Below are 21,110 nucleotides of genomic sequence, written 5' to 3'. Positions count from 1 at the left end.
GCCCGGGCGTGGAAGGCCGCCCCTCCTCGCCTCAGCCCCCCGAACTCTCCCGCACGACGAGCCGGTGCCCGGCCACATGGTCGCCCGGGGGCGCGGTGTCCGGGGCGTCGATCCGGGCCAGCAGCTGGGCGACGGCGGCCCTGGCGATCTCCTGCTTGTCCGGGGCGACGGTCGTGAGGGTGGGGACGCTGAACCGGGAGGCCTCGATGTCGTCGAAGCCGACCACGTCGAGCTCGCCCGGCACGGAACGGCCCAGTTCGTGCAGGGCCCGCAGCGCGCCCAGGGCGAGATGGTCGTTCAGGCACAACAGCGCGTCCGGGCGGGGGCCGCTTTCCATCAGCGCTGCGGCGGCCCGCGCGCCGTCCTGCCAGTGATAGGCGTCCACCCGCACCACCAGGCCGGGATCGAAGGGCAGGCCCGCCGCTTCGAGGGCCTCGCGGTAGCCGTCGGTGCGCAGCCGGTCGGTGCCCTGGCGGCCGTGCGGGGCGCCGCCGACCACCGCGATGCGCCGGCGCCCGCGGGACAGGAGGTGCTCGGTGGCATCGCGCGCCGCACGCACGTTGTCGATGCCGACATGGTCGGTGCCGCCCTCGGCGGAGCGCTCGCCGAGCAGGACCACGGGCAGGCCTCGGTCGCGGACGGCGAGATCACGCGGCTGCAAGGAGAGCGGACTCAGGATGACGCCGTCGGAGAACTGCGCGTCGAACCCGTGCAGTGCCGCCAGCTCCCGCTCTCGCACCGCCCCGGTCTGGTGCAGCAGAACGGTGCGCCCGCGCCGGTCAGCCTCGGCCATGACGTGCTTGGCCAGCTCGGCGAAGTAGGCGACGTCCAGCTCCGGGACCGCCAGGGTGATCATGCCGGTGCGGCCCTGACGCAGTTGCCGCCCGGCGATGTTGACGCGGTAGCCCAGGGCCTCGATGGCCTCCTGGACGGCGGCGCGGGTCCGCTCCGACACATGCTCGAAGTTGTTGATCACGTTGGAGACGGTCTTGGGGGAGACGCCGGCGTACTCCGCCACGTCCTTGATCCTTGGTCTGGCCGCCACGCTGTCCCGTCCTTCCGACTGCCGAGATCGTACCGACTGCGCCCAGGCGCCGTCCGACGGGTTTACATCGATGTAAACCCATGGTGCCATGGGCACCGATCGGCACACGCGACACAAGGAGCCCCCATGGACGTGCCCCGCCCCGAACACCCGAGGCCGCAGTTCGTCCGGGACGCCTGGCTGAACCTCAACGGCGCGTGGCAGTTCGAGATCGACCGGTCGGACACCGGCCTGGAACGCGGACTGGCGACACGCGAACTCACCGGCACGATCGTCGTCCCGTTCTGCCCCGAGTCGGAGCTCTCCGGGGTCGGGGACACGGACTTCATGGAAGCGGTCTGGTACCGGCGGACCGTGACCGTGCCCGCGGACTGGGCCGGATCCCGGGTGCTGCTGCACTTCGGGGCCGTGGACCACGACACCACGATCTGGGCCGGCGGGCGTGAAGTCGCCCGGCACCGCGGCGGCTTCACGCCGTTCACCGCCGACCTCGGCGAAGTCGCCGTCCCGGGCGAGGAACTGACCGTCGTCGTCCGGGCCCGGGACAGCCGCCACGGCGTCCAGGCGCGCGGCAAACAGGCGACCTGGTACGCCAACTCCCACTGCCACTACACCCGCACGACCGGAATCTGGCAGACCGTGTGGCTGGAGCCGGTCCCGCGCACCGTCGCCCTCCGCAGACCCCGCATCACACCCGACCTCGCCTCCGGCTCCTTCTTCCTGGAACTCCCGCTCTCCGCCAACGCGCCCGGCCACCGCGTCCGTGCCACGCTCGCCGACGGCCACGGGGACGTCGTCGGCGCCGAGGTGCGCGCCGACCTCGACCTGTGCCCCCGGCTCGTCCTGCCCGTGCCCGCCGACCGGCTGCGCGTCTGGTCACCGCGGGACCCGCATCTGTACGACCTGACCCTGGAGGTCCTCGACGCGTCCGGCGCGGTCGTCGACACAGCACGCTCCTACGCCGGCCTGCGCTCGGTCGCCGTCCACGGCAAGCGGCTGCTGCTGAACGGCGAACCCGTCTTCCAGCGGCTCGTCCTCGACCAGGGCTACTACCCGGACGGCCTGATGACCGCCCCGGCCGACGCCGACCTCGTCCGGGACATCGAACTGGGCCTGCGCGCCGGCTTCAACGGCGCCCGTCTGCACCAGAAGGTCTTCGAGGAGCGCTACCTCCACCACGCCGACCGGCTCGGCTACCTGGTCTGGGGCGAGTTCGGCGACTGGGGCTGCGAGACCGGCGTACGCGACGACAACCAGCGCCCCGACGCCTCCTACGTCACCCAGTGGCTGGAGGCCCTGGAGCGCGACCACTCCCACCCCTCGATCGTCGGCTGGTGCCCCCTCAACGAGACGTACCAGCCGCTGCACGACCGCGTCACGCAGCTCGACGACGTCACCCGGGCGATGTTCCTGGCCACCAAGCAGGCCGACCCCACCCGCCCGGTGATCGACGCCTCCGGCTACGCCCACCGGGTGCCGGAGTCCGACGTCTACGACTCGCACTGCTACGAGCAGGACCCCGCGGCCTTCGCCAAGGCGATGGAGGGTCTGGCCGAGGACCGGCCGTACGTCAACCAGGCGCCGGACGGGCGGCCGTGGTCGGTGCCGTACCGCGGACAGCCGTACTTCTGCAGCGAGTTCGGCGGCATCTGGTGGGACCCGGACGCGGCGGCCGGCACGGCGGGCGACGACCAGGACACCTCCTGGGGTTATGGGCAACGGCCGCGCAGCTCTGAGGAGTTCGTGGCCCGCTTCACCGGCCTGACCCGGGTGCTGCTCGACGACCCCGACATGTTCGGCTACTGCTACACCCAGCTCACCGACGTCTTCCAGGAACGCAACGGCGTCTACCGCTTCGACCGCTCCGAGAAGGTCGACACCGCGCTCCTGCGCGATGCCCAGACCCGCCCGGCCGCGTTCGAGGACGCGCCACGGCGTCCATGACTACAACGATGCGAGGAGAACCGCACATGCGCTTACGATCCCGAAGTTCACTGTTCGCCGTCCTCCTGGCCCTGCTGCTCGGGCTCACCGCCGTCCCGTCGGCGGCCGGCGGCGACGCCCAGCCGAAGGCCGCCGCGGGCACCTTCCGCAACCCGCTCAACCCGGGCCCCGACCCCTACGTCTCGCACTGGAAGGGCAACTACCACCTCACCACCACCCAGGGCGACAGCATCCGCATGTGGCGCTCGCCCTCGCTGAGCACACTGCTCACCTCGGACCCGGTGACCGTGTGGAAGGACACCGACAGCTCCCGCAACCGCAACATCTGGGCGCCGGAGTTCTACCGCTTCGGCGACCGCTGGTACCTCTACTACACGGCCGACGACGGGGTCGACGAACACCACCGGCTGTACGTCCTGGAGTCCGAGCGGGACGACCCGGCAGGACCGTACCGCTTCAAGGCGAAGCTCACCCCGCCCAACCACGCCGACAAGTACGCGATCGACCCCGGCGTGTTCCAGCACAACGGCCGCCTCTACCTCGCCTACGCCGGTCTCAACCAGTACCAGCACAACGGCCTCAACATCGCCCCGATGTCCAACCCCTACACCGTCTCCGGTGACGCCGTCCCCCTCGACGCCGCCGGCGGCTGCCCCGAGGTGCGCGAAGGGCCGGAGTTCCTCCACCGCAACGGCCGTACCTGGATGACGTACTCGACCTGCGACACCGGCAAGCCGGACTACCAGGTCTGGATGATGTCCCTGCACGACGGCGCCGACCCGCTCGTGCCCGGCAACTGGAAGCAGCACGCCGGGCCGGTCTTCTCCCGTGCCGACGACCGAGGCGTCTACGGCCCCGGCCACCACGCCTTCTTCCGCTCGCCCGACGGCACCGAGGACTGGATCGTCTACCACGCCAAGACGACCTCGACGAACACCTACACCGACCGCACCACCCGCGCCCAGAAGATCGGCTGGAACGCGGACGGCAGCCCGAACCTCGGCCGGCCGCTCGCCCTCGGCGCCACGCAGGACCTGCCCTCCGGCGACCCCGGATCCGGCACGTACTGGATCAACGACGACGGCCGCTCCAGCGGCGCCGGATCCGTGGCCTACACGGGCAGCTGGAACTCCGGCACCGGCTGCGCCACCCAGTGTTTCTGGGGCGACGACCACTGGAGCGACCGGGCCGGCAACACCGCCACCTTCACCTTCACCGGCACCCGTATCGCCCTGCTGTCCGTCCGCGACACCGGCAACGGCATCGCCGGGATCAGCGTCGACGGCGGAGCCGAACAGCGCGTCGACTTCCACGGCGCGATCCGCACCGGCGAGAAGCTTCAGTACGTCAGTCCCAAGCTGGCGCCCGGGCGGCACACCCTGCGGATCCGGGTCACCGGGGAGCGCAACGCCCAGTCCACGGGCGCGTTCGTGAGCGTGGACCGTGCGGAGGTGTACACGAACTGACCCCGCCTCAGCAGGGCGGCCGGTACGTGTGCTGCGGAAAGTACTGCCGCCATTCGGCTCGGGTCAGCGCGGGCGAGGCCGTGGCGCAGATGCGGGCCGTGACGCGGCGGACGTCCGGGTCCCAAAGCAGCGCCGTCCAGTCCTCGCTGCCCGTGGCGAGGAGCCGGCCGTCCGGGCTGAAGGCGAGGGTGTCGACGGCGTTGGTGTGGCCGGCCAGCACGGCCAGTTCCGGGGCGCCCCGGCCGGTCACGTCGTACAGCCGCGCGGAGTGGTCGGAGCTCGCCGCGGCCAGCATTCGGCCGTCCGGGGCGAAGGCGACGGACATGACGCCGTCCGTGTAACCGGTGAACCGGGCCCGCCGGTCGGGACGGTCCGGATCGGAGATGTCCCACAACTGGATGGTGCGGTCCTCGCTGCCGGTGGCCAGCGTGCGGCCGTCGGGGCTGAACGCGACGCTCTTCACCGCGTTCGAGTGCCCCCTGAGAACCGCGCGCTGGGCGGGACGGCGCCGGTTCGTCACGTTCCACAGCACGGCGGTGTGGTCGCGTCCGGCCACGGCCAGCGTGCGCCCGTCCGGGGCGAACGCCACCGAGTCCACTCCGCCCGGGCCCGGAAGGACGGCCAGGGGGCGGGGACTTCGTACGTCGGAGGTGTCCCACAGGCGTACGGAGCCCGCCTCGCCGCCGGTGGCCAGGGTACGGCCGTCGGGGCTGAACGCCACCGAGTTGACGTGGCCGACCCGGGCCGGGACAGAACTCAGTGAGCGGGGGCCCTCGGCGGGTTCCGGGCTCCACAGCCGCAGTGTGCCGTCGGCGCTGCCGCTGGCCAGGGCGCTGCCGTCCGGCCGGAAGGCCACCGAGTTGACGGGGCCCGTATGGCCGGTGAGCCGGACCGGCCGGCCGTGGCGGTCTCCGCCCGGCAGGGACCACAGGCGCACCGTGCGGTCGTAGCTGCCGGAGGCCAGGAGCCGGCTGTCCGGGCTGAAGGCGACGGAGTAGACCGAGCTGGTGTGGCCGGTCAGCGCGGGGCCCGGCAGGTCCCACAGGCGGGCGGTCCGGTCCTCGCTGCCGGTCGCCAGCGTGCGGCCGTCGGGGCTGAAGGCCAGCGACCCGATCTTGCCGGTGTGGCCGGTGAGGACCGCCGGTTCACGGGCGGGACCGGAACCCGTCACCTCCCAGCGGCGTACCGTGGCGTCGGTGCTGCCGCTGGCCAGGGTGCGGCCGTCAGGGCTGAAACCCACCGCGTTGACCGCGTCGGTGTGGCCCTTGAACACCCGCACCACGCGGGCGTCGCGCGGCTCGCGCACGTCCCACAGCCGCACCGTGAAGTCGGTGCTCCCGGTCGCCAGCCGACGACCGTCCGGGGCGAACGCCATGGCGCGCACCTCGCCTCCGGGCCCGTCCACGGCCGACAGTTCACGCACCCCGTCCGGCCCGGCCGGCTCCCACAGCCGCACCGTGCCGTCGGTGTGACCGGTGGCCAGCGTCCGGCCGTCCGGCGTGAACGCGGCTCCGGTCACACCGGCCCGCACACGCCGCTCGGCGAGTGTGCGCGGCTTCCCGGTGTCCGGCAGCCGCCACAGCCGGACACCGCCGCGGGCGACCACCGCCAAGGTGCTCCCGCCGGGCCCGAACCCCAGGGAGACGACCGGACCGGCCTCACCCGGCAGCCGCGCCGTGAGCCGGGGCCGGCGTGTGTCCGCGACGTCCCACATCTGCACCGTGCCGTCCGCGCCTCCCGACGCCAGCAGGCGGCCGTCGGCGCTGACGGCGACCGCACGGGCCGGGCTCGCCGGCCGCAGTGGCGTACCGATCGGGCGCGGGTGATGAGGGTCCGTTGCCTCCCACAGCCGCAGGGTCCGGTCACTGCCGCCGGTGACCAGAATCCGGCCGTCGGCGCTGAACGCCATGGCGGTGACCATGCCGGACTGCCCGGTCAGCGTGGTGGCGTACGGAGTGGCGAAGGTGCTGAGGACACCGCCGCGCGCCTCCGGGGTGGCGGACAGGCGGAAGGCGGCCAGACCGATCTGCGCGGCCAGCGCGGGGTCGAGCGTCCTGAGCGCGGCGGCCTTCTCGGCGGCCCGCTGCGAACTGACCGCGTCGCGCTGGGTGTCCGCGATGCGCTGGGCCCGCACGGCGAGGAACGCGGTCACGCTCGCGACCACGAGCAGCACGCTCAGCAGCGACACCGCCCCGCGCCGCAGCCAGGTACGGCGCCGCACGGCCGCCTGTTCGGCCGCCCGGGCGGCCAGGCTCGCGTCCAGGAAACGCCGCTCCTGCCCCGACAGCGAGGCGTGGTCGAGCGCGGTGGCCATGTCGAGGCGGGTACCGCGGTACAACGCGCCGGGGTCCCGGCCCAGGGACTCCCAGGTCTGGGCCGCGTCGGTGAGCCGGCGCAGGGTCCGGGTGACCTCGCGGTCCTCGGCCAGCCAGCCGTGCAGCCGGGGCCAGCACCGGATCAGCGCCTCATGGGCCAGTTCCACCTGGTCGCGATCGAGCGTCAGCAGCCGCGCCGTCGCCGCGGCGTCCAGGACGGCGTCGATGCGATCGGCGTCGGTCCCGGCCAGCCCGTCCAGCTCCGCCCGGCGCGCCGGCCGCCGGGTGTCCTCCGTGCCCTCGCCCAGTGCCGTCAGCCGTACGAACACGCTCCGGGCCAGCTTCCGCTGTCCGGCGTCCAGTCGCTGGTAGAACTCCTCCGCTGTGCGGGCCAGCGCGCCCTCCAGACCGCCCGCCGCCTCGAACGCCTCCAGCGTGAGCGCGTTGCCCCGCCGGCGCCGCCAGGTCTGCAGCAGGGCGTGCGACAGCAGCGGCAGCACCCCGCTCTGACCGTGCGCCTGCGCCGTGAGGGTCGCGAGGAGCGCGCCCTCGATCGTCAGCCCGGACCGTTTGGCCGGCTGCACCACCGCCCGGCGCAGTTCGTCCAGACTCATCGGCCCGACGGGCACCTGCGCGTCCCGCATCGCCGTGACCAGCAGCGCGTTGCGGGTGCAGTGTGCGTAGAAGTCCGCCCGCACGCCCAGGACCACCCGGCACCGTGCCGACTCGGCCGAGGCGGCGGTGATCAGCGACTCGACGAAGCGGTCCCGCTCGGCGTCGTCCCGGCACAGGGTGAACGTCTCCTCGAACTGATCGACGACCAGCACCACATCGCCGTCGCCGGTCGCCGAACGGGCGGTGATCTGCCGTACCACGCGGCCCAGGTTCTCCGGATCCTCCCGCAGCTCCCCGTACAGCCCGCCGGGTGCCACCCCCGCCGGTCCGCCCAGCCGTACGGCGCACTCCTCCAGCGGACGCGGCCCCGGGGTCAGCACCACCACCGACGTCGCGGCGGACCGCAGTCGCGGCACCAACCCCGCCCGCAACAGCGAGGACTTGCCCGAGCCCGACGCCCCGGTCACCACCATGAACCGCCGCCGCTCCAGCCGCCCGGCCAGATCGTCCACCAGCTGCTCACGGCCGAAGAACCACTCCGCGTCCTGCTCCCGGAACGGCCGCAGCCCCGCGTACGGCGGAGCCACCGCGGACTCCTCCGGCCCGGCGTCCTCCTCGCCGAGCCGCTCCGCCACCTCCCGCCAACGGCGCTCCCACTCCCGCGCGTCCCCGTCGCAGGCGCGCACATACGCCAGCGTCACCGCCAGCGTCGGCAGCCGCTGCCCGGACGCCGCGGAGGACAGGGTCGAGATCGAGTAGTGTGCCTGTTCCGCCAGTGTCCGGTACGGCGGGTTGCCGGCCTTCTGCCGCAGTCGGCGCAGGCCCGACGCGAACTCCAGTAACGGACCGTCTCCCGCCTCCAGCGGGCGTTCTCCGCGCGGCATGGCCGCACCTCCCCGTAGCCCCCCGGCTTCCCCCAGGTCACCACCAGTGCGGTGACGTCACATTCTTCAGGAGCCGACTGCCCGGCACCAGTGCTCCGAGAGCCACCCTGAATTGTTCGGCGTCCGTTTGTTCGTCTCCCGGTCCCCGATGCCGAACAACGCCGAGCGGCTAGACCTGGAGTCGTACAGGCAGTGACCAACGGGGAGAAACACGTGTCGCACACCAACGCCGTACCGAGCCCGGAGACCGCCCGCACACCAGAGGAGTTCGTCCGGCTGCTGCGCCGGCTGCGGGCCTGGTCCGAACTGACGTACAGGGAGCTGGAGATCCGCGCCCAGCGGCACGGACTGCATCTCGCGCGGAGCACCACCGCCGCCGTGCTCGGCCGGGGAGCGCTGCCCCGCGCCGGGTTCGTCCACGCCTACGTGGCGGCCTGCGGCCTGACACCCGAGCCCTGGCTCGGCGCCCGGCAGCGCATCGCCGCGGCGTCCGAAACCCGGGGTGCCGACATTCCGGCCGTGCCCGCGGTCCCGGCGCAGCTGCCCTGCGATCTCGCGGACTTCACCGGCCGCGAGGCGCACCTGACGGCGATCGGGGAGGGGCTGACCGGCGCGAGCGGAACAACGCACGGGGTCGTGCCCGTGGTCGCGGTCTCCGGCAGGGCGGGCGTCGGCAAGACCTCCCTGGCGGTGCATGCCGCGCACGCGCTCACCGAACGGTTCACCGACGGCCGGCTGTTCGTCGATCTACGGGGTGCGAGCAGCGCGCCGGCCGGGCCCCGGGAGGTCCTCGTCCGCTTCCTGCGCGCCCTGGGCCTGCCCGGCCCGATCGCCGTACCGGACGCGGTGGAGGAACTCGGGGCCCTCTACCGCACCCTGTCGGCCCACCGCGATCTCCTGGTCGTGCTGGACAACGCCGCCTCGGAGCGCCAGATACGGCCCTTGCTGCCCGGCGTGGGCGGCCCGGCCGTGCTGGTCACCAGCAGGCACCGGCTGACCTCGATGGGGCCGTCGCGGTCCGTGGAGCTGGGGCCGCTCTCACCTGACCAGGGCGTGGCGATGCTCGCGCGGATCGCCGGAGCGGACCGCGTCGCCGCGGAACGTCAGGCGGCGGCCGACATCGTCCGGCTGTGCGGACGCTGCCCGCTGGCCCTGCGGATCGCGGGCGCCCGGCTGGCCTGCCGACGGCAGTGGCCGCTGGACCGCCTGGCGGACCTGCTCCGCGACGATCGGCGCCGCCTCGACGAACTGGCCATCGGTGACCTCGCCGTACGCGAACGTCTGGAACAGGAGTACGCCGCCCTCCCGCAAGAGGCCAGGCGGACCTTCCGGCTGCTGGGACTGCTGGAGGCGCCGTGCTTGCCGGCCGGGGCCGCGGCGGCGCTGCTGGACTGTCCCGTCGGCCTGGCCGAGACCCGCCTGGAAGCACTCGTCGACGCCAGCCTGCTCACCGCCGTACCAGGCGAAGGCACCGGCGCTACGACGACGTACCGGATGCCCGATCTCGTACGGCTGTACGCGCGGGAACGGGCCGGGGCGGAGGAGGCCGCCGCACAGTGCCGCTCACCGGCGGCTCAGCGGCCGGTGAGCTGAGCGTCGTGGTAGGGCAGGGCCTGGAGTCTGAAGAGCCGTGCGTACGTACCGTTCCCGGCCATGAGCTCCTCGTGCCGGCCCTGCTCGACCACGCGTCCGCCCGCCATGACGTAGATCCGGTCGGCGCCGCGCACGGCCGAGAAGCGGTGTGAGATCAGCAGGACCGTGCGGTCCGCGAACAGGGCGCGCAGCCGGTCGCCCAGGTCCGCCTCCGCCTGCGGGTCGAGGGACGCCGTCGGCTCGTCGAGGATGAGGAACGGCGAGTCCCGGTAGAAGGCACGCGCCAGCGCCAAACGCTGCCATTGGCCCAGCGACAGGTCGCAGCCGTCGCTGAACTCCTTGCCCAGGACGGTGTCGTAGCCGTGGGGCAGCCGCTCCAGGAACGCGTGGGCGCCCGCCCGCTCGGCCGCGGTGACGACCGCGGCGGCGTCGGGCGGTGCGTCGGTGCGGCCGAAGGCGATGGAGTCGGCGGCTGTGAACTTGTAGCGCAGGAAGTCCTGGAACACGGGGGCGCAGGTCTCCCGGAGCCGGGCCGCCTCGGGCTCCGGTGCGCCGTCGAGCACCAGACGCCCGCGGTCGGGCGGGTACAGGCCCGCCAGGATCTTGGCCAGCGTCGTCTTGCCCGACCCGTTCTCGCCGACCAGGGCGATGAACTCGCCCCTGCGCACGGTGAGGCTGACCTCGCGCAGGGCAGGGCGTGCCGCACCGGGGTAGGTGAAGTCGACCGATTCGGCGGCCAGTCCGGTGAATCCGTCACCGGGCCGCCCGCCGGGTACGGGCGGGCCAGCGCGCCGAGGCGTGGCCGGGGCGGCCGCGCCGCCGTCGTGGTCGGCCGCGAACGTCCGCAGATCCATGAGGTAGTAGAGCGCTTCGCCGATTCCGTTGATCATGGCGCCCAGGGCCTGTACCCGGCTGGTCATCAGGAACAGGCCGGTGACGGCGGCGACCGCGGTGGGCAGGCTGACCACCGCGGAGCCGATCAGCCACCAGACGGAGCCGATGACCACCAGGGTCAGCGCGTCCGTGCCGAGCCGGGCCAGGATCCGGGTGCGCAGGCTCCCGCGCTGCCAGGACACGGTCTCGTCGATCTCACGCCGGTACTCCGCGTCCCACCGGTCGCGCAGGACCGGCCCGAGGTCCAGCGCCCGCACCTCCTTGGCGCCCTCCCGGCCGGTGAGCAACTGCTCCACGTACTGCCGCACCCGGCGGTCCTCGGCGAGGCTGCGGTGCAGCCCGTACCCGGCGTTGCGTTCGGCGCGGGCGGCCCGCACCACCGGCAGTGCGCTGAGCAGCGCGAACGGCAGCAGCCACCAGGCCAGCAGCGCGAAGGCGGCGCCGACGGCGAGGACGGTGAGCACCGCCTGCGAGGCCGCGACCAGCATCGTGACCACCATCGTCGGCTGCGAACGGGAGGCGAACACGGCACGCTGCAACGCGTCGTGGAAGACGGGATCCTCGAAACGCGCCAGTTCCGCCCTGGTCGCCGACGCGAGGACGGTGCTGATGACATGACGGTCCGCCTTGGCCGCCAGGACCCGGTTCCGGGAGGAGCTGAACAGCCGCAGCACCCCGCCCAGCGAACCGATGGCGACGATCACGACGACGGAGACGATCGCCTGCCGACCGCCGCCCGCGCCCGGTCCCGAGCCGGCCGCGAGCACCGTTCCGAAGACGTTCCTGACCAGCAGGATGAGCGCCATGATGCCCAGCGCCGAGGCGAGCTGGGCGGCGACCACCTCGATGAGGCGTCGCCGGTCGGCCCGCCAGACCAGCCGAACCGCGAACGCCAGGCAGGCGGCCTGCTCACGTGTGCCGACCTTCGCCGGGCCCGCTTCAGCGGACATGGGCCACTTCCTCTCCCGGGTGCGTGACCACCGGTTCCGGAGTGCGAGCGCACAGGTCGAGCCACCGGCCGTGCTCCGTGGCGAGGGTCCGGTGGGTCTCGGCGTACTGGAAGTTGTGGCCCTCACCGGGCAGCAGCACCAGACGGGCCTGACCGCCGGCGGCGACGACGCCCCGGTAGAGACCGACGGCCTGCTCGGGTGCCGTCGCGGGGTTCGCGTCCCGGGTGCCGTGCGCGATGAGCACGGGCCCTTCCAGCCGGTGCGCGAACAGCAGGGCGCTGAAGGCGTGGTAGATCTCGGGCGCCTGCCAGTAGGAACGGCGTTCGTACTGGAAACCGCCCGGGGTGAGGGTGCGGTTGTAGCAGCCGCTGTGCACGATGGCGCCGTCCAGCCGGCGGACGTGGGCCAGCGCGTAGAGCGCGAGGCTCGCGCCGAAGCTGTGCCCGCCGACGACCACACCCCGGTCGAGGATGCCTGGCCGGTGCCGTGCGAGCGCGTCCAGCGCGTCCCGCACGGCTCCGGTGATCTGGGTGTGCAGGAACCCGGCGGTGGCGTCGGCCGGCCATAGGGGCACCAGGTCCAGATGGGCGACCGGTCCCGCACCCGGGCACCGCGCGGGCTCGCCGCCCGCGCCGGGCTCCTGCGCACGGAGCCACAGCAGCAGGGGACGACCCGGGTTCTCCGCACAGTCGACCAGGGTCAGACCCACCGGAGGGCGCTCCCGGCCGGGCAGCAGGAGGGTGACCAGCGGTTTTCCGGCCGGGCGGCCGGTCGCCCACGTGGTCACGTGCTCGGACGTCAAGGTGCCGTCAGCCAGGAGCAACCGCCGTAGCCGGGTGGGGCTTTCGACGGTCAGGCCCTGGCCCGATGGCCCACTGAACGCTCGGACCGTCCGGGCGTCCTGGTCGGACGCCCAGGTGAGGGTGAGACCGCGGCCGGGGTGTTCCGGGTCCAGAGTCGCGATCCCGTACCCGCCGTCGCCGCTACGGCAGTCCAGCAGGAACCCGGCCGATGGGTCCCGCGCCGGGCAGGGGCGGCCGAGCCGCAGGCCGTCGGGCGCGGGGAGGGGGACCTCGCGCTCGGGTGAGGCGAGGTACGCGCCGGTGTCGCCCCCCGTGCCGAGCACCCAAGGGGCCCCGCCGTGCCACAGCGGCCACCACTCATCGGGTGCCGGGACGCTCACCGGGTCACCGGCCGAACGGTCGGCGGCGCCGCACATCAGGATCCGTCGGCCGCCCTCGCTGTCGTCCGGCCACGCCAGCACGTCGGGGGCGCCGGTGGCCCAACGGGACCCGGGCGCAACCCGCCGAGCGTGGGTGTCCCGGTCCGAGGCGTCGGCCACCGACGCGGCCCAGCGGAGTCGCAGGGAGTGGGAGGCCTTCTCGTCGAGATGCGTGATCAGGAGATGGCCGCCGCCCGGGGCGGGTTCGAGCCCCCGGACCAGCAGCGGGCCGGTGAGCGGCCGGAGTGCGCCGTCGTCGGAGTTCAGCGCGGCCACCCGGACCGCCGCCCCGGCCGACAACTCCGGTACGGCCTGGGGAAAGGCGATCCAGCCGGGGCCGGTCGCCTCGCAGACCGCGGCCGACGGACTCCGTTCGGCACCGGCGTCCTCCGGGGTGACGGGTGTGAGGACGACCAGTCCGTTGCCGCACCACGCCAGCGGCGGTTGCCCGCTGCCCCCGAGTCCGGTGAGCGACGTGGCCGCGCGGACCCGGGCGTGGACAGTGACGGTGCGCGCACGGTAGTCGGCGACCCAGGGGTGCGCATGACGGCCGCGAACGGCCAGCCCGGCGACCAGGGGGAGCCGAGGGTGCCAGGCCAGTGCGCTCGGCACGACGGCCTCGACGGGCAGCCGCCAGAGGTTCTCGTGGTCGCGGCACCCGATCTCGACCCGGAGCGGGCGGGCACGCCCGGTGTCCAGCCCCACGAGCCCCGGGTCGACCCGCAGCTCGCCCCAGAGGTCCAGGTCCGGGTGGGACTCCCGGAGACTCGGGTGCACCGGTGTGGTGATCAGCGCCCAGGCCGACAGGTCGTGCGAGGTGTCGGCGCGTTGCCAGGTGTCGCGGGGGGCGCGGGTGTCATCCACCGCCCTCGCGCCCCGCACCCCGTCAGACCGCACGGCGTACCACCGGTGCGCTGAGCGTGACACTGTCGATCAGCGCCTTCACACCGCCGATCCCGGCCACGGGCGCGCAGACCGGCTCGCCCCGGGCGTCCAGCCCCAGCGCGCACGGCACACCCAACCCGGCCATTTCCTGCGGGAGTTCGTCCTCTCCGCCGACCACGGTGGTGCTGACCGCGTCGCGCCGGGCCGGTTCCATGAAGCGCAGCAGATGCTTGAGGGACCGGCAGGCGGGACAGTCGTCGGAGACATAGAGCCGGACGGAGCTCACCCGTTCCTGGCAGGTCCGCGCCGCCGCTTCGCCGCTCCGCTCCGCCCGGCGGTCGAGGGCGCGTACGACGCCGTAGGTGACCGCCGAGGAGAGTGCGGCGGTGCCCGCCCGCACGAGGAGCCGGCGTTGCGGTCCGGCCGTCAGGGCGGCGGACGCGACGAGTGACGCCGCCGCGTTCGCCCCGATGTGCGTCCGTCCGATCGCGGCGAGGCGAGCGGCTCCGAAGCACGCGCACTTCGCCCCCTTCATGCGGTGAGCGGCCACGGTCAGGGCCGTGTAGGCGCACGTCGGGGCGAGCGCGGCGAGCCGGCCGGGCGCGACGAGGGTCACGGCGGCGGCCGCGAGTTCGGCCGCGCCGACGAGCTTGGCACCGTCGGGAGCCGCGAGGGGCCCCGAGTCGACGGGCCAGTCGAGTTCTTCGGCGGGGGTGACGGACTTGGCGATGCCGGAGACCGCGAGGGGGCCCGCGAGCGCGCCCACCGCCAGGTCGGGCAGCAGATGACGAAGCGTCCTGCCAAGGGTGACTCGCAAGGGACTTACCTCCGATCGATGTCCGGCGCGGCATCCTCCGCCGGAGTGACGGCTGTCGGATCCGCGCCGGGTACGGCTGAGACGTGCGGCGCGGTCGGGGCCTCGAGCCAGCCGGCCGCCACGAGTTCCCGGCTCATGCGCCGTACCGCTTCGCCCGCCGGGCCGGTGCCGGGGCCCGGGAGGCCGTGGCTGAGCAGGCGTTCGACGACGCGTGCCTCCTGCTCCCCGCATTCGGCGATGCTCAGGGTCGAGGCGCGGACCAGGACGGCGCCACCGAACGGCAGCGGTGTGAAGCGCACATGGGGGGCGAGCCGGGGCAGGGCACGGGACGTGGGCATGGTCAACCTCGCAGCCATCGGTCGAGCCAGACCATCCTGAGCAGGATCAGGGCCTGGGCGCTGAGAGCACGGCCGTCCCGCAGGATGCCGATGAGAGCGGCCGGATCGATCAGTCCCAGGTCCGCCAGCGCGCTGCCGCGCTCCAGCTCGGCGACGATCTTGGCCCGCTCGCGGTGCAGATGCTCGGCCGCCGCGAGCCGCAGCCAGTACCGCGGAGCGCTTGCGCGTACGCCCGTGACACGGTGTGCCGCCACCGCCGTGCGCATCGGGACGTGCGGCTGGAAGGCGCCGCCGCGGATCCGGCCGAGCCGGTGCGCCGGCAGCGCTCCGACCGCGGCGAGCACCCCGGGGTCCAAGGCGGGCAATCGCGCCCCGCCGTCCCCGTGCTCGGCCAGCGCCGCCTCCGCGCGGCCGAGGACGGGCGGCAGGAGTTCCAGATGCTCGCGCCACACCGCCAGCGAACCGCGCCGTGCCGCGTCGAACGCCTCCCGGCCCTGGTCGGTGAGGCCCGGCACCCGGTCCGCGCCGGTCGGCGAGGGCGGCGGCGGAGCGCCCACCGGCTGACTGTCCGGCAGCTCCGTGTCCACCCGGTCCGGATCGTGCACGACGCCCTTGTCGAACAGGGCCCTGGCCTGATCGAGGGTGCGGAGGGTTCCGGAGACGTGGAACGGCTCGCAGGACAGCAGCCGCCAACTGCGCGGCCCGAGGCGCGCATCGGGCAGCCGGGCCGACATCAGCGGGTCGAGCAGTCCGCCGCTCATCACCGGAAGCCCGGTGTGGGCGGCGAGCCGCTCGGCCAGCAGCCGGGGCACCTCGGTGTCCGGCAGCGGCGGGAACGGCTCCTCCCCGGTGATCCGGTGATGGTCCAGCAGCCCGAACAGGTCCAACGGCACCCGCTCGCACCGCAGGCCCGGGATGCGGGGCAGCGCCGCGCCGCCGAACCGGCCGCCGAAGTCCGCGTGCACCAGCAGCGGCCGATGCCCGGCCCGCAGTGCGGCGGCCGCGACGAACGCCGAGGACAGACCGCCGCTGAAGGAGATCGCGTACGGGCCCGGCCAGGCGTCGAGGGCCGCGGCCAGGGCGCGGACGGGGCCGCGTCGCGTCGGGGCGGTCTCCGGGCGGTGCCTGGCGACCCGCACACCGTCGCGGTCCAGTCGTACGGTCACCCCGGTGGCCAGTTTGTGCACGCCCGGCAGGGGAGTGCTGTCAGGCGCGGGCGCGGACCCGAGGGCCAGGGCGAGCAGCGCACCCGGATCGGGCCGGGGGAGCGGCCTGCCCTCCTGGAAGTCGGCCAGGTCGCCGCTCCACTCCAGCCGGCCGTGGCCGACCCGGTAGTACAGCGGTGACCGGCCGGGCAGATCGCGGCGCAGTTCGAACGCCCCGTCGGAGGCGAGCACCTGCGCGCCCTGGGAGTCGGCGGCCAGGGTGGGCCGACTGCGGCTCACCCGGCCGCCCGTGTAGGCGACGACGTCACGCACTGTGCTCACCCTCCGGCGCGTTCGTGTAGATCTCGACGTACTCCTCTTTCACGGGGAGCGATGTACTGAGGACGGCGCCCCCGCAGCGCACCCAGGCGTAGAAGCCCGCGGGCGGTGCGGCCGGAGCCACTTCCCGGCCGAGGTGGAAGGAGGCGGGGAAACCCATACGGCGCAGACCGACCGTCAGATAGATCGCGTCCTCCACGGGATCCAGGAAGCCGACCGTCAGCCGCTGGACGGTCCGCAGACCGGACACGGCGGACCGCGGCCGGCCCACCGGCCCGAAGCGCCGGCCGGGGACCTGGGGCCAGGCGGCGAAGTCGAATGTGCCGCCGTCGCGCCGGGAGGACTCCAGAAAAACCTTTCCCGCGCGCGCCGATCGCAGCAGCGCGGACACATCCATCACCATTTTCCGCACACCTTTTCCGTCATGTTCCGCCAGGGCGTGTTCCGGAATGCCAACCGGGTGGTGCCGTCGGCAGCCGGACGGCCGCCGACGGCACCGGTGAACATCAGGGCGTCTCGCACTCCCACCATTCACAGAGCAGCCCGTGGCAGCAGTCGGAATCCCAGAGGCACGAGCCGCCGTTCGGGGCGCACGCCTCGGCTGTCTCGGTCGGCTCCGAGAACATGTGCTGCTGAAGGCCGCCGGCGGCGATGCGCTCGGCCACAGAAACACCGGTCATGACTTTCCTTTCCTTGAGGTACGGGAACCCGCCGCTCAGGCGCGGCAGGTCCACCACTCACAGAAGCGCGGGTTGCAGCAGTCGGAGTCGAACCAGCAGCTCTGGCCGGGGAACTTGCACTCCTCGGCAACCGCGGTCGGCTCGGAGAACATGTGCTGCTGGAGACCGCCGGCAGCGATGCGCTCGGCCACGGAAACGCCAGTCATTTCTCTTCCTTTCGAGTCGGCTTCCGTTATCGGGAAAGACGCTAGGAGTGTCGCCGCCGGCCGGACAAGGACTTCTGTCCGTCCCGGACTGTCCCGGACTGTCCCGGCCGGTATGGGAAGCCTTGACGGGGCAACGCCTCGCGGCTTCTCATCGTGAACTGTGAATTTCAGTGCCATTCCCATGGAACGCGGCGGAATCCTGTGTCTGCTGATCCACGATTCCGGAGAGTTCTGGAGTTTTCCCGAACATCGGCATCAGGGCCCGGGCGAAGCGAACTCCTGGATTCGCGACCGCTTCGATACGGAGGTCAGCACCCTGGACGTCCTGCGCATCCCCCCGGACTCCACGACGCCTTCGTACCTCTTCGTGCACGAGACGCACAGCGCCGGCGCCGCCCTGCCGCCCGGCGCACGCTGGGCGCCGGTGTCGGAACTCACCGATGTCCGCTGTGCCTCGTCCCGGCAGCGCCGGCTGCTCGGCCTCTGGTCCGCCGCACGGCACCGCCGTGAGGGCGCCACCTGGCTGCCCTGGCGACGCCCGGGGTGGTTCGCCATGGCCACCGCCTGGGCCGCCGGCGAACTGCGCGGGCTGGGCATCGAGAGCATCGGCCCCGTCGAGCAGGACGGCTTCCGGGCCTGGTCCTGCCAGTTGCGGCTCCCGACCACGGCCGGCGTGGTCCACCTCAAGGCCGGCCCACCGCCGCACGCGCACGAGCCCGCGCTGACCCGGCTGCTGGCCGACTGGTGCCCGGGTGCGGTTCCCTCCGTGCTGGCCGTGGACGCCGGGAGGCGACTGATGCTCACCGCGGACTTCGGACCGGTGCGTCGCCCCGAGGGGGCGGACCGCATCGTGTCCCATTTCGAGCGCGTGGCCCGGCAGGCCGCCCTGATCCAGCGGGAGTCGGCGGCGCGAACGGAGGAGATCACCGCCACCGGCTGTCCTGCCCACCGACTCGACCGGTTGCCCTGCCTGTTCGACGACCTGATCACTCAGGACTCCGCCGAGCTGACCCGTGAGGAGTCCGCGCGGCTGCGCCGTCTCGTTCCCGGATTCGCCCGCGACTGCGCGCGACTGGCACTCCTCGGTCTCCCCGACACCCTCGTCCACCACGACCTATGGCGGGGCAACTTCCGTGTCGACGGCGACGACGTGCTGCTCTTCGACTGGGCGGACACTGTGCTGACCCACCCCTTCCTCCAACTGGACGTCCTGCTGGCGGACTTGGCCGACGCCCTCGGCTCCACCCGGGCCCATGGGCGGGTCCGCGACAGCTATCTCGAGGCCTGGGCCGGACACCGGCCGCCGGAGGAGCTGCGCGAGGGCGCCGCACTGGCGTCGGCCATCGCCCCGGTCAGCCGCGCACTCCTGATGGGTGACCGGCTGTCAGGGGCGCCCTCGTACATCCGCACCCGCTACCGGGGGGCGGTCGCCGCACCCCTGCGCGCCTGTTTCGCCCCGGGCCCACGGGAGCGTGGGCACACACCCGAGCCCGTCACCCGAGGGACCTGAGGAGACACATGCCCTGCCGAGCCGCCCCGGCCCACCGGCGCACCACGCGCCTCGCCGCCGTCTGTGCCGCCGCCCTGGCCCTGCTCACCTGCCCCGGGCCGACGGCCCGCGCGGAGCAGCCGCAGCCGCCGCGGGTGCGCTGGCTCCCCTGCGACCAGGTGCTGAAGCCCGCGCCCCCGCTGGACCCGGAGGTCGCCGACTGCGCGGTCCGGCAGGTCCCGCGTGACCACGCGCGCCCGGACGGGGACACCGTGGGCGTGGTCATGCTCCGGCACCGGGCCAAGGACCCCGCCAGGCGTCTCGGCGCCCTCTTCGTCAACCCGGGCGGCCCCGGCCAGTCGGGGCTGCACTTCGCCTACCGGGCGGAGAAGTTCCTGACCCCCGAGGTCCTCGCGCGGTACGACGTGATCGGCTTCGACCCGCGCGGAGTCGGGCAGAGCGCGCCCGTGAGGTGCTTCACCAGCCAGGAGGCGGCGGACGCCGCGCTCGCCGGCAAACGCGAGGCGCCGCTGACCCCCGCCGAGACCGCGGCGACGCTCCGCGCCGAACGCGCCTACACTCGCGCCTGCGCCCGCGAGGCCGGCCCCTTGCTTCCGCACCTCAGCACCGCCGACGTCGCCCGCGACCTGGACCTGCTCCGCCGGAGCGTCGGCGCCGAGCGCCTGAACTTCGCGGGGTTCTCCTACGGTTCGATGATCGGCGCCACCTACGCCAACCTGTTCCCGCGCCACACCGGCGCGCTGATCCTCGACGGCAACATCGATCCGCTGCTGCGCATGACGGACGGCATCGAGTACGACCGGCAGCGTGCCGTCGCCGCGGAGGACGTCCTGACCGCGTTCCTGCGTGCCTGCGCGAGCGAAAGCGACCGGTGCGCTTTCGGTGAGGGATCGCCGACGACCGCCTTCGAGGAGATCCGCGACCGGCTGAGGAAAGGCTCCCTCACTCTGCCGGACGGCAAGGCCGTCGACTTCGCCGGCCTGGGTGACCTGGTGCTCGGCAGGCTGTCGGCAGGGGACCTCTCCGGGCTGGCCCGGTCCTTGGACACGCTCCACGCCGCCATCTCCCGTACACCGGCGCCCCGTTCGAAGGACAGCGCCGCCGAGATACGGACCGCATACCGTGGCAACGACTCCGGCAACGCCGTCAATTGTGGTGAGAAGCCGTACCGGCTGCCCGCCGGGGCCTGGCCCCTGCTCGCGAGGCAGTGGGAGCGGAGCAGCCCCACCTTCGGGCGGTCGCAGGCGTACGACGCCCTGCCCTGCGCCACCTGGCCTGTACGGGCCGGCGACGACCCCGGGGTCCACACGGGCCCCTGGGACCGTCCGCTCGCCCGCACCGCGCTGGTCATCGGCAACCGGTTCGACCCGGTCACCCCCCACTCCTTCGCCGAGCGCATGGCGGCCCGGCTCGCCGACGCGCGCCTGCTCACGGCCGACATGTACGGACACACGGCCATGGGGCTCAACGTGTGCGTGGACCGGCTGGCCACCCGTTATCTGACCGAGGGCGCCGCGCCCGCCGCCGGTACGGTGTGCCCGGCGGACACCCCGCCCTTCGGTTAACCCAGGTACAGCGGGAGTCTCGAGGCCCGCTCGCCCAGTTCGGCCCGCTCCGCCTCCGTGGGCGGCCGCCTCCCGGTGCCCACCAGCAGCGCGTCCCGGTCGTGGAACGACGCGGGGAACGCGCTTCCCGCGATCCGCTCCAGCAACTCGCGGGAGTGGGTGAGCCCCTCCGCCGGCGGCTGCTCCGCGTCCGGGAGGTGCGCGATCAGGTCGAGGTGGTGCAGCGTCCACTCCAGGACGTACACCGAGAGGTAGTCCGCCACGGTGAGGACCTCGTCGCGGGTGCCGACCCGGCCGGCCGGGTCGGCGAGCCGGGCGGCGCGGCCGGCGGCGGAACCGACGTCGTCCAGGTGGAACGTGAGCAGGTGCGGATCCTCGTATGCGGCCGCGAGCCGGACGGTCAGCGCGTCCAGCGGGTCGTCACCGGCCGGCGGTGCGTCGGCGACCTCCCAGTAGGTCACCGCGTCACGGGTCGGCTCCCGGTCGGAAGGGGTGGCGAGGGTGATCAGCACGTCCTGGGCGTCGATGACCAGATGGCACACCAGGTCCCGCACCAGCCAGCCCGTACAGCCGGACGGCCGGGCGAAGTCCTCGTCGGCCAGGCCGGAGACCGCCGCGCGCAATGCCGTCCAGGAGCGTGAGAAGAGATCCACCTCGGCAACGTAGTGCCGTGCCGCGAGGACGGACAAGCGCATTT

Annotated in this window: 16 protein-coding genes; 5 read left to right on the top strand and 11 right to left on the bottom strand. The window is 73.5% G+C overall.

Annotated elements, in window-relative coordinates; genetic code table 11:
* Positions 1-31: 31 nt before the first annotated feature.
* A complete protein-coding gene (locus tag ACFT32_RS03040; RefSeq protein WP_382485136.1) occupies positions 32-1,045 on the bottom strand; it encodes a LacI family DNA-binding transcriptional regulator in 1,014 nt (337 codons plus the stop codon).
* A 126-nt stretch (positions 1,046-1,171) separates the two neighbouring features.
* On the opposite strand from ACFT32_RS03040, the gene ACFT32_RS03035 reads away from it, so the two are divergent.
* A complete protein-coding gene (locus ACFT32_RS03035) occupies positions 1,172-2,989 on the top strand; it encodes a glycoside hydrolase family 2 protein (RefSeq protein WP_382485134.1) in 1,818 nt (605 codons plus the stop codon).
* Positions 2,990-3,015: 26 nt separating this feature from the next.
* Positions 3,016-4,455, top strand: coding sequence for a family 43 glycosylhydrolase (locus ACFT32_RS03030; protein ID WP_382485132.1), 1,440 nt, complete (start codon positions 3,016-3,018; stop codon positions 4,453-4,455).
* 7 nt (positions 4,456-4,462) lie between these two features.
* Here ACFT32_RS03030 and ACFT32_RS03025 read toward each other — a convergent pair whose 3' ends face one another.
* On the bottom strand, positions 4,463-8,269 hold the full coding sequence (locus ACFT32_RS03025; protein ID WP_382485130.1) for an XRE family transcriptional regulator: 3,807 nt from the start codon (positions 8,267-8,269) through the stop codon (positions 4,463-4,465).
* Between the two features lie 213 nt (positions 8,270-8,482).
* Between ACFT32_RS03025 and ACFT32_RS03020 the strand changes: the two genes are divergently transcribed.
* Entirely contained in the window at positions 8,483-9,862 is a 1,380-nt protein-coding gene (locus ACFT32_RS03020; protein ID WP_382485128.1) for an NB-ARC domain-containing protein, read from the top strand.
* On the opposite strand, the gene ACFT32_RS03015 is transcribed toward ACFT32_RS03020, so the two are convergent.
* The 8 genes from ACFT32_RS03015 to ACFT32_RS02980 form a co-directional block, all read right to left on the bottom strand.
* Positions 9,844-11,706: an ABC transporter ATP-binding protein gene (locus ACFT32_RS03015; protein ID WP_382485126.1), complete on the bottom strand. Its 1,863-nt coding sequence runs from the start codon at positions 11,704-11,706 to the stop codon at positions 9,844-9,846. The genes ACFT32_RS03020 and ACFT32_RS03015 overlap by 19 nt on opposite strands.
* A complete protein-coding gene (locus tag ACFT32_RS03010; RefSeq protein ID WP_382485123.1) occupies positions 11,696-13,792 on the bottom strand; it encodes an alpha/beta hydrolase family protein in 2,097 nt (698 codons plus the stop codon). The genes ACFT32_RS03015 and ACFT32_RS03010 overlap by 11 nt, the downstream gene beginning before the upstream one ends.
* Before the next feature lie 22 nt (positions 13,793-13,814).
* Complete coding sequence (locus ACFT32_RS03005; protein ID WP_382485120.1) at positions 13,815-14,630, bottom strand: hypothetical protein; 816 nt, start codon at positions 14,628-14,630, stop codon at positions 13,815-13,817.
* A gap of 5 nt (positions 14,631-14,635) precedes the next feature.
* Positions 14,636-14,968: an actinodefensin-associated protein B gene (gene adfB / locus ACFT32_RS03000; RefSeq protein ID WP_382485117.1), complete on the bottom strand. Its 333-nt coding sequence runs from the start codon at positions 14,966-14,968 to the stop codon at positions 14,636-14,638.
* Positions 14,969-14,970: 2 nt separating this feature from the next.
* Complete coding sequence (locus ACFT32_RS02995; protein WP_382485114.1) at positions 14,971-16,446, bottom strand: hypothetical protein; 1,476 nt, start codon at positions 16,444-16,446, stop codon at positions 14,971-14,973.
* Complete coding sequence (locus tag ACFT32_RS02990) at positions 16,439-16,855, bottom strand: hypothetical protein (RefSeq protein WP_382485111.1); 417 nt, start codon at positions 16,853-16,855, stop codon at positions 16,439-16,441. The genes ACFT32_RS02995 and ACFT32_RS02990 overlap by 8 nt, the downstream gene beginning before the upstream one ends.
* A 103-nt stretch (positions 16,856-16,958) precedes the next feature.
* Entirely contained in the window at positions 16,959-17,132 is a 174-nt protein-coding gene (locus ACFT32_RS02985) for a hypothetical protein (RefSeq protein ID WP_382485108.1), read from the bottom strand.
* Positions 17,133-17,167: 35 nt separating this feature from the next.
* Positions 17,168-17,338, bottom strand: a complete 171-nt coding sequence (locus ACFT32_RS02980; RefSeq protein WP_382485106.1) for a hypothetical protein — start codon at positions 17,336-17,338, stop codon at positions 17,168-17,170.
* 181 nt (positions 17,339-17,519) lie between these two features.
* Between ACFT32_RS02980 and ACFT32_RS02975 the strand changes: the two genes are divergently transcribed.
* Positions 17,520-18,848, top strand: coding sequence for a phosphotransferase family protein (locus tag ACFT32_RS02975; protein WP_382485104.1), 1,329 nt, complete (start codon positions 17,520-17,522; stop codon positions 18,846-18,848).
* Positions 18,849-18,856: 8 nt separating this feature from the next.
* A complete protein-coding gene (locus tag ACFT32_RS02970) occupies positions 18,857-20,413 on the top strand; it encodes an alpha/beta hydrolase (RefSeq protein WP_382485102.1) in 1,557 nt (518 codons plus the stop codon).
* Here ACFT32_RS02970 and ACFT32_RS02965 read toward each other — a convergent pair.
* Positions 20,410-21,066 carry a maleylpyruvate isomerase N-terminal domain-containing protein gene (locus ACFT32_RS02965; protein ID WP_382485101.1) on the bottom strand — a complete coding sequence of 219 codons (657 nt, stop codon included), beginning with the start codon at positions 21,064-21,066 and terminating at the stop codon, positions 20,410-20,412. The two genes, ACFT32_RS02970 and ACFT32_RS02965, sit on opposite strands and share 4 nt — an antisense overlap.
* Between the last annotated feature and the right edge of the window lie 44 nt (positions 21,067-21,110).

Origin of the sequence: Streptomyces sp. NPDC057002 (assembly GCF_042673825.1) — a bacterium.
GTDB lineage: Bacteria > Actinomycetota > Actinomycetes > Streptomycetales > Streptomycetaceae > Streptomyces.
The sequence above is the reverse complement of the archived record's forward strand: the minus strand, read 5'-3'. Positions and strand labels throughout refer to the sequence as shown.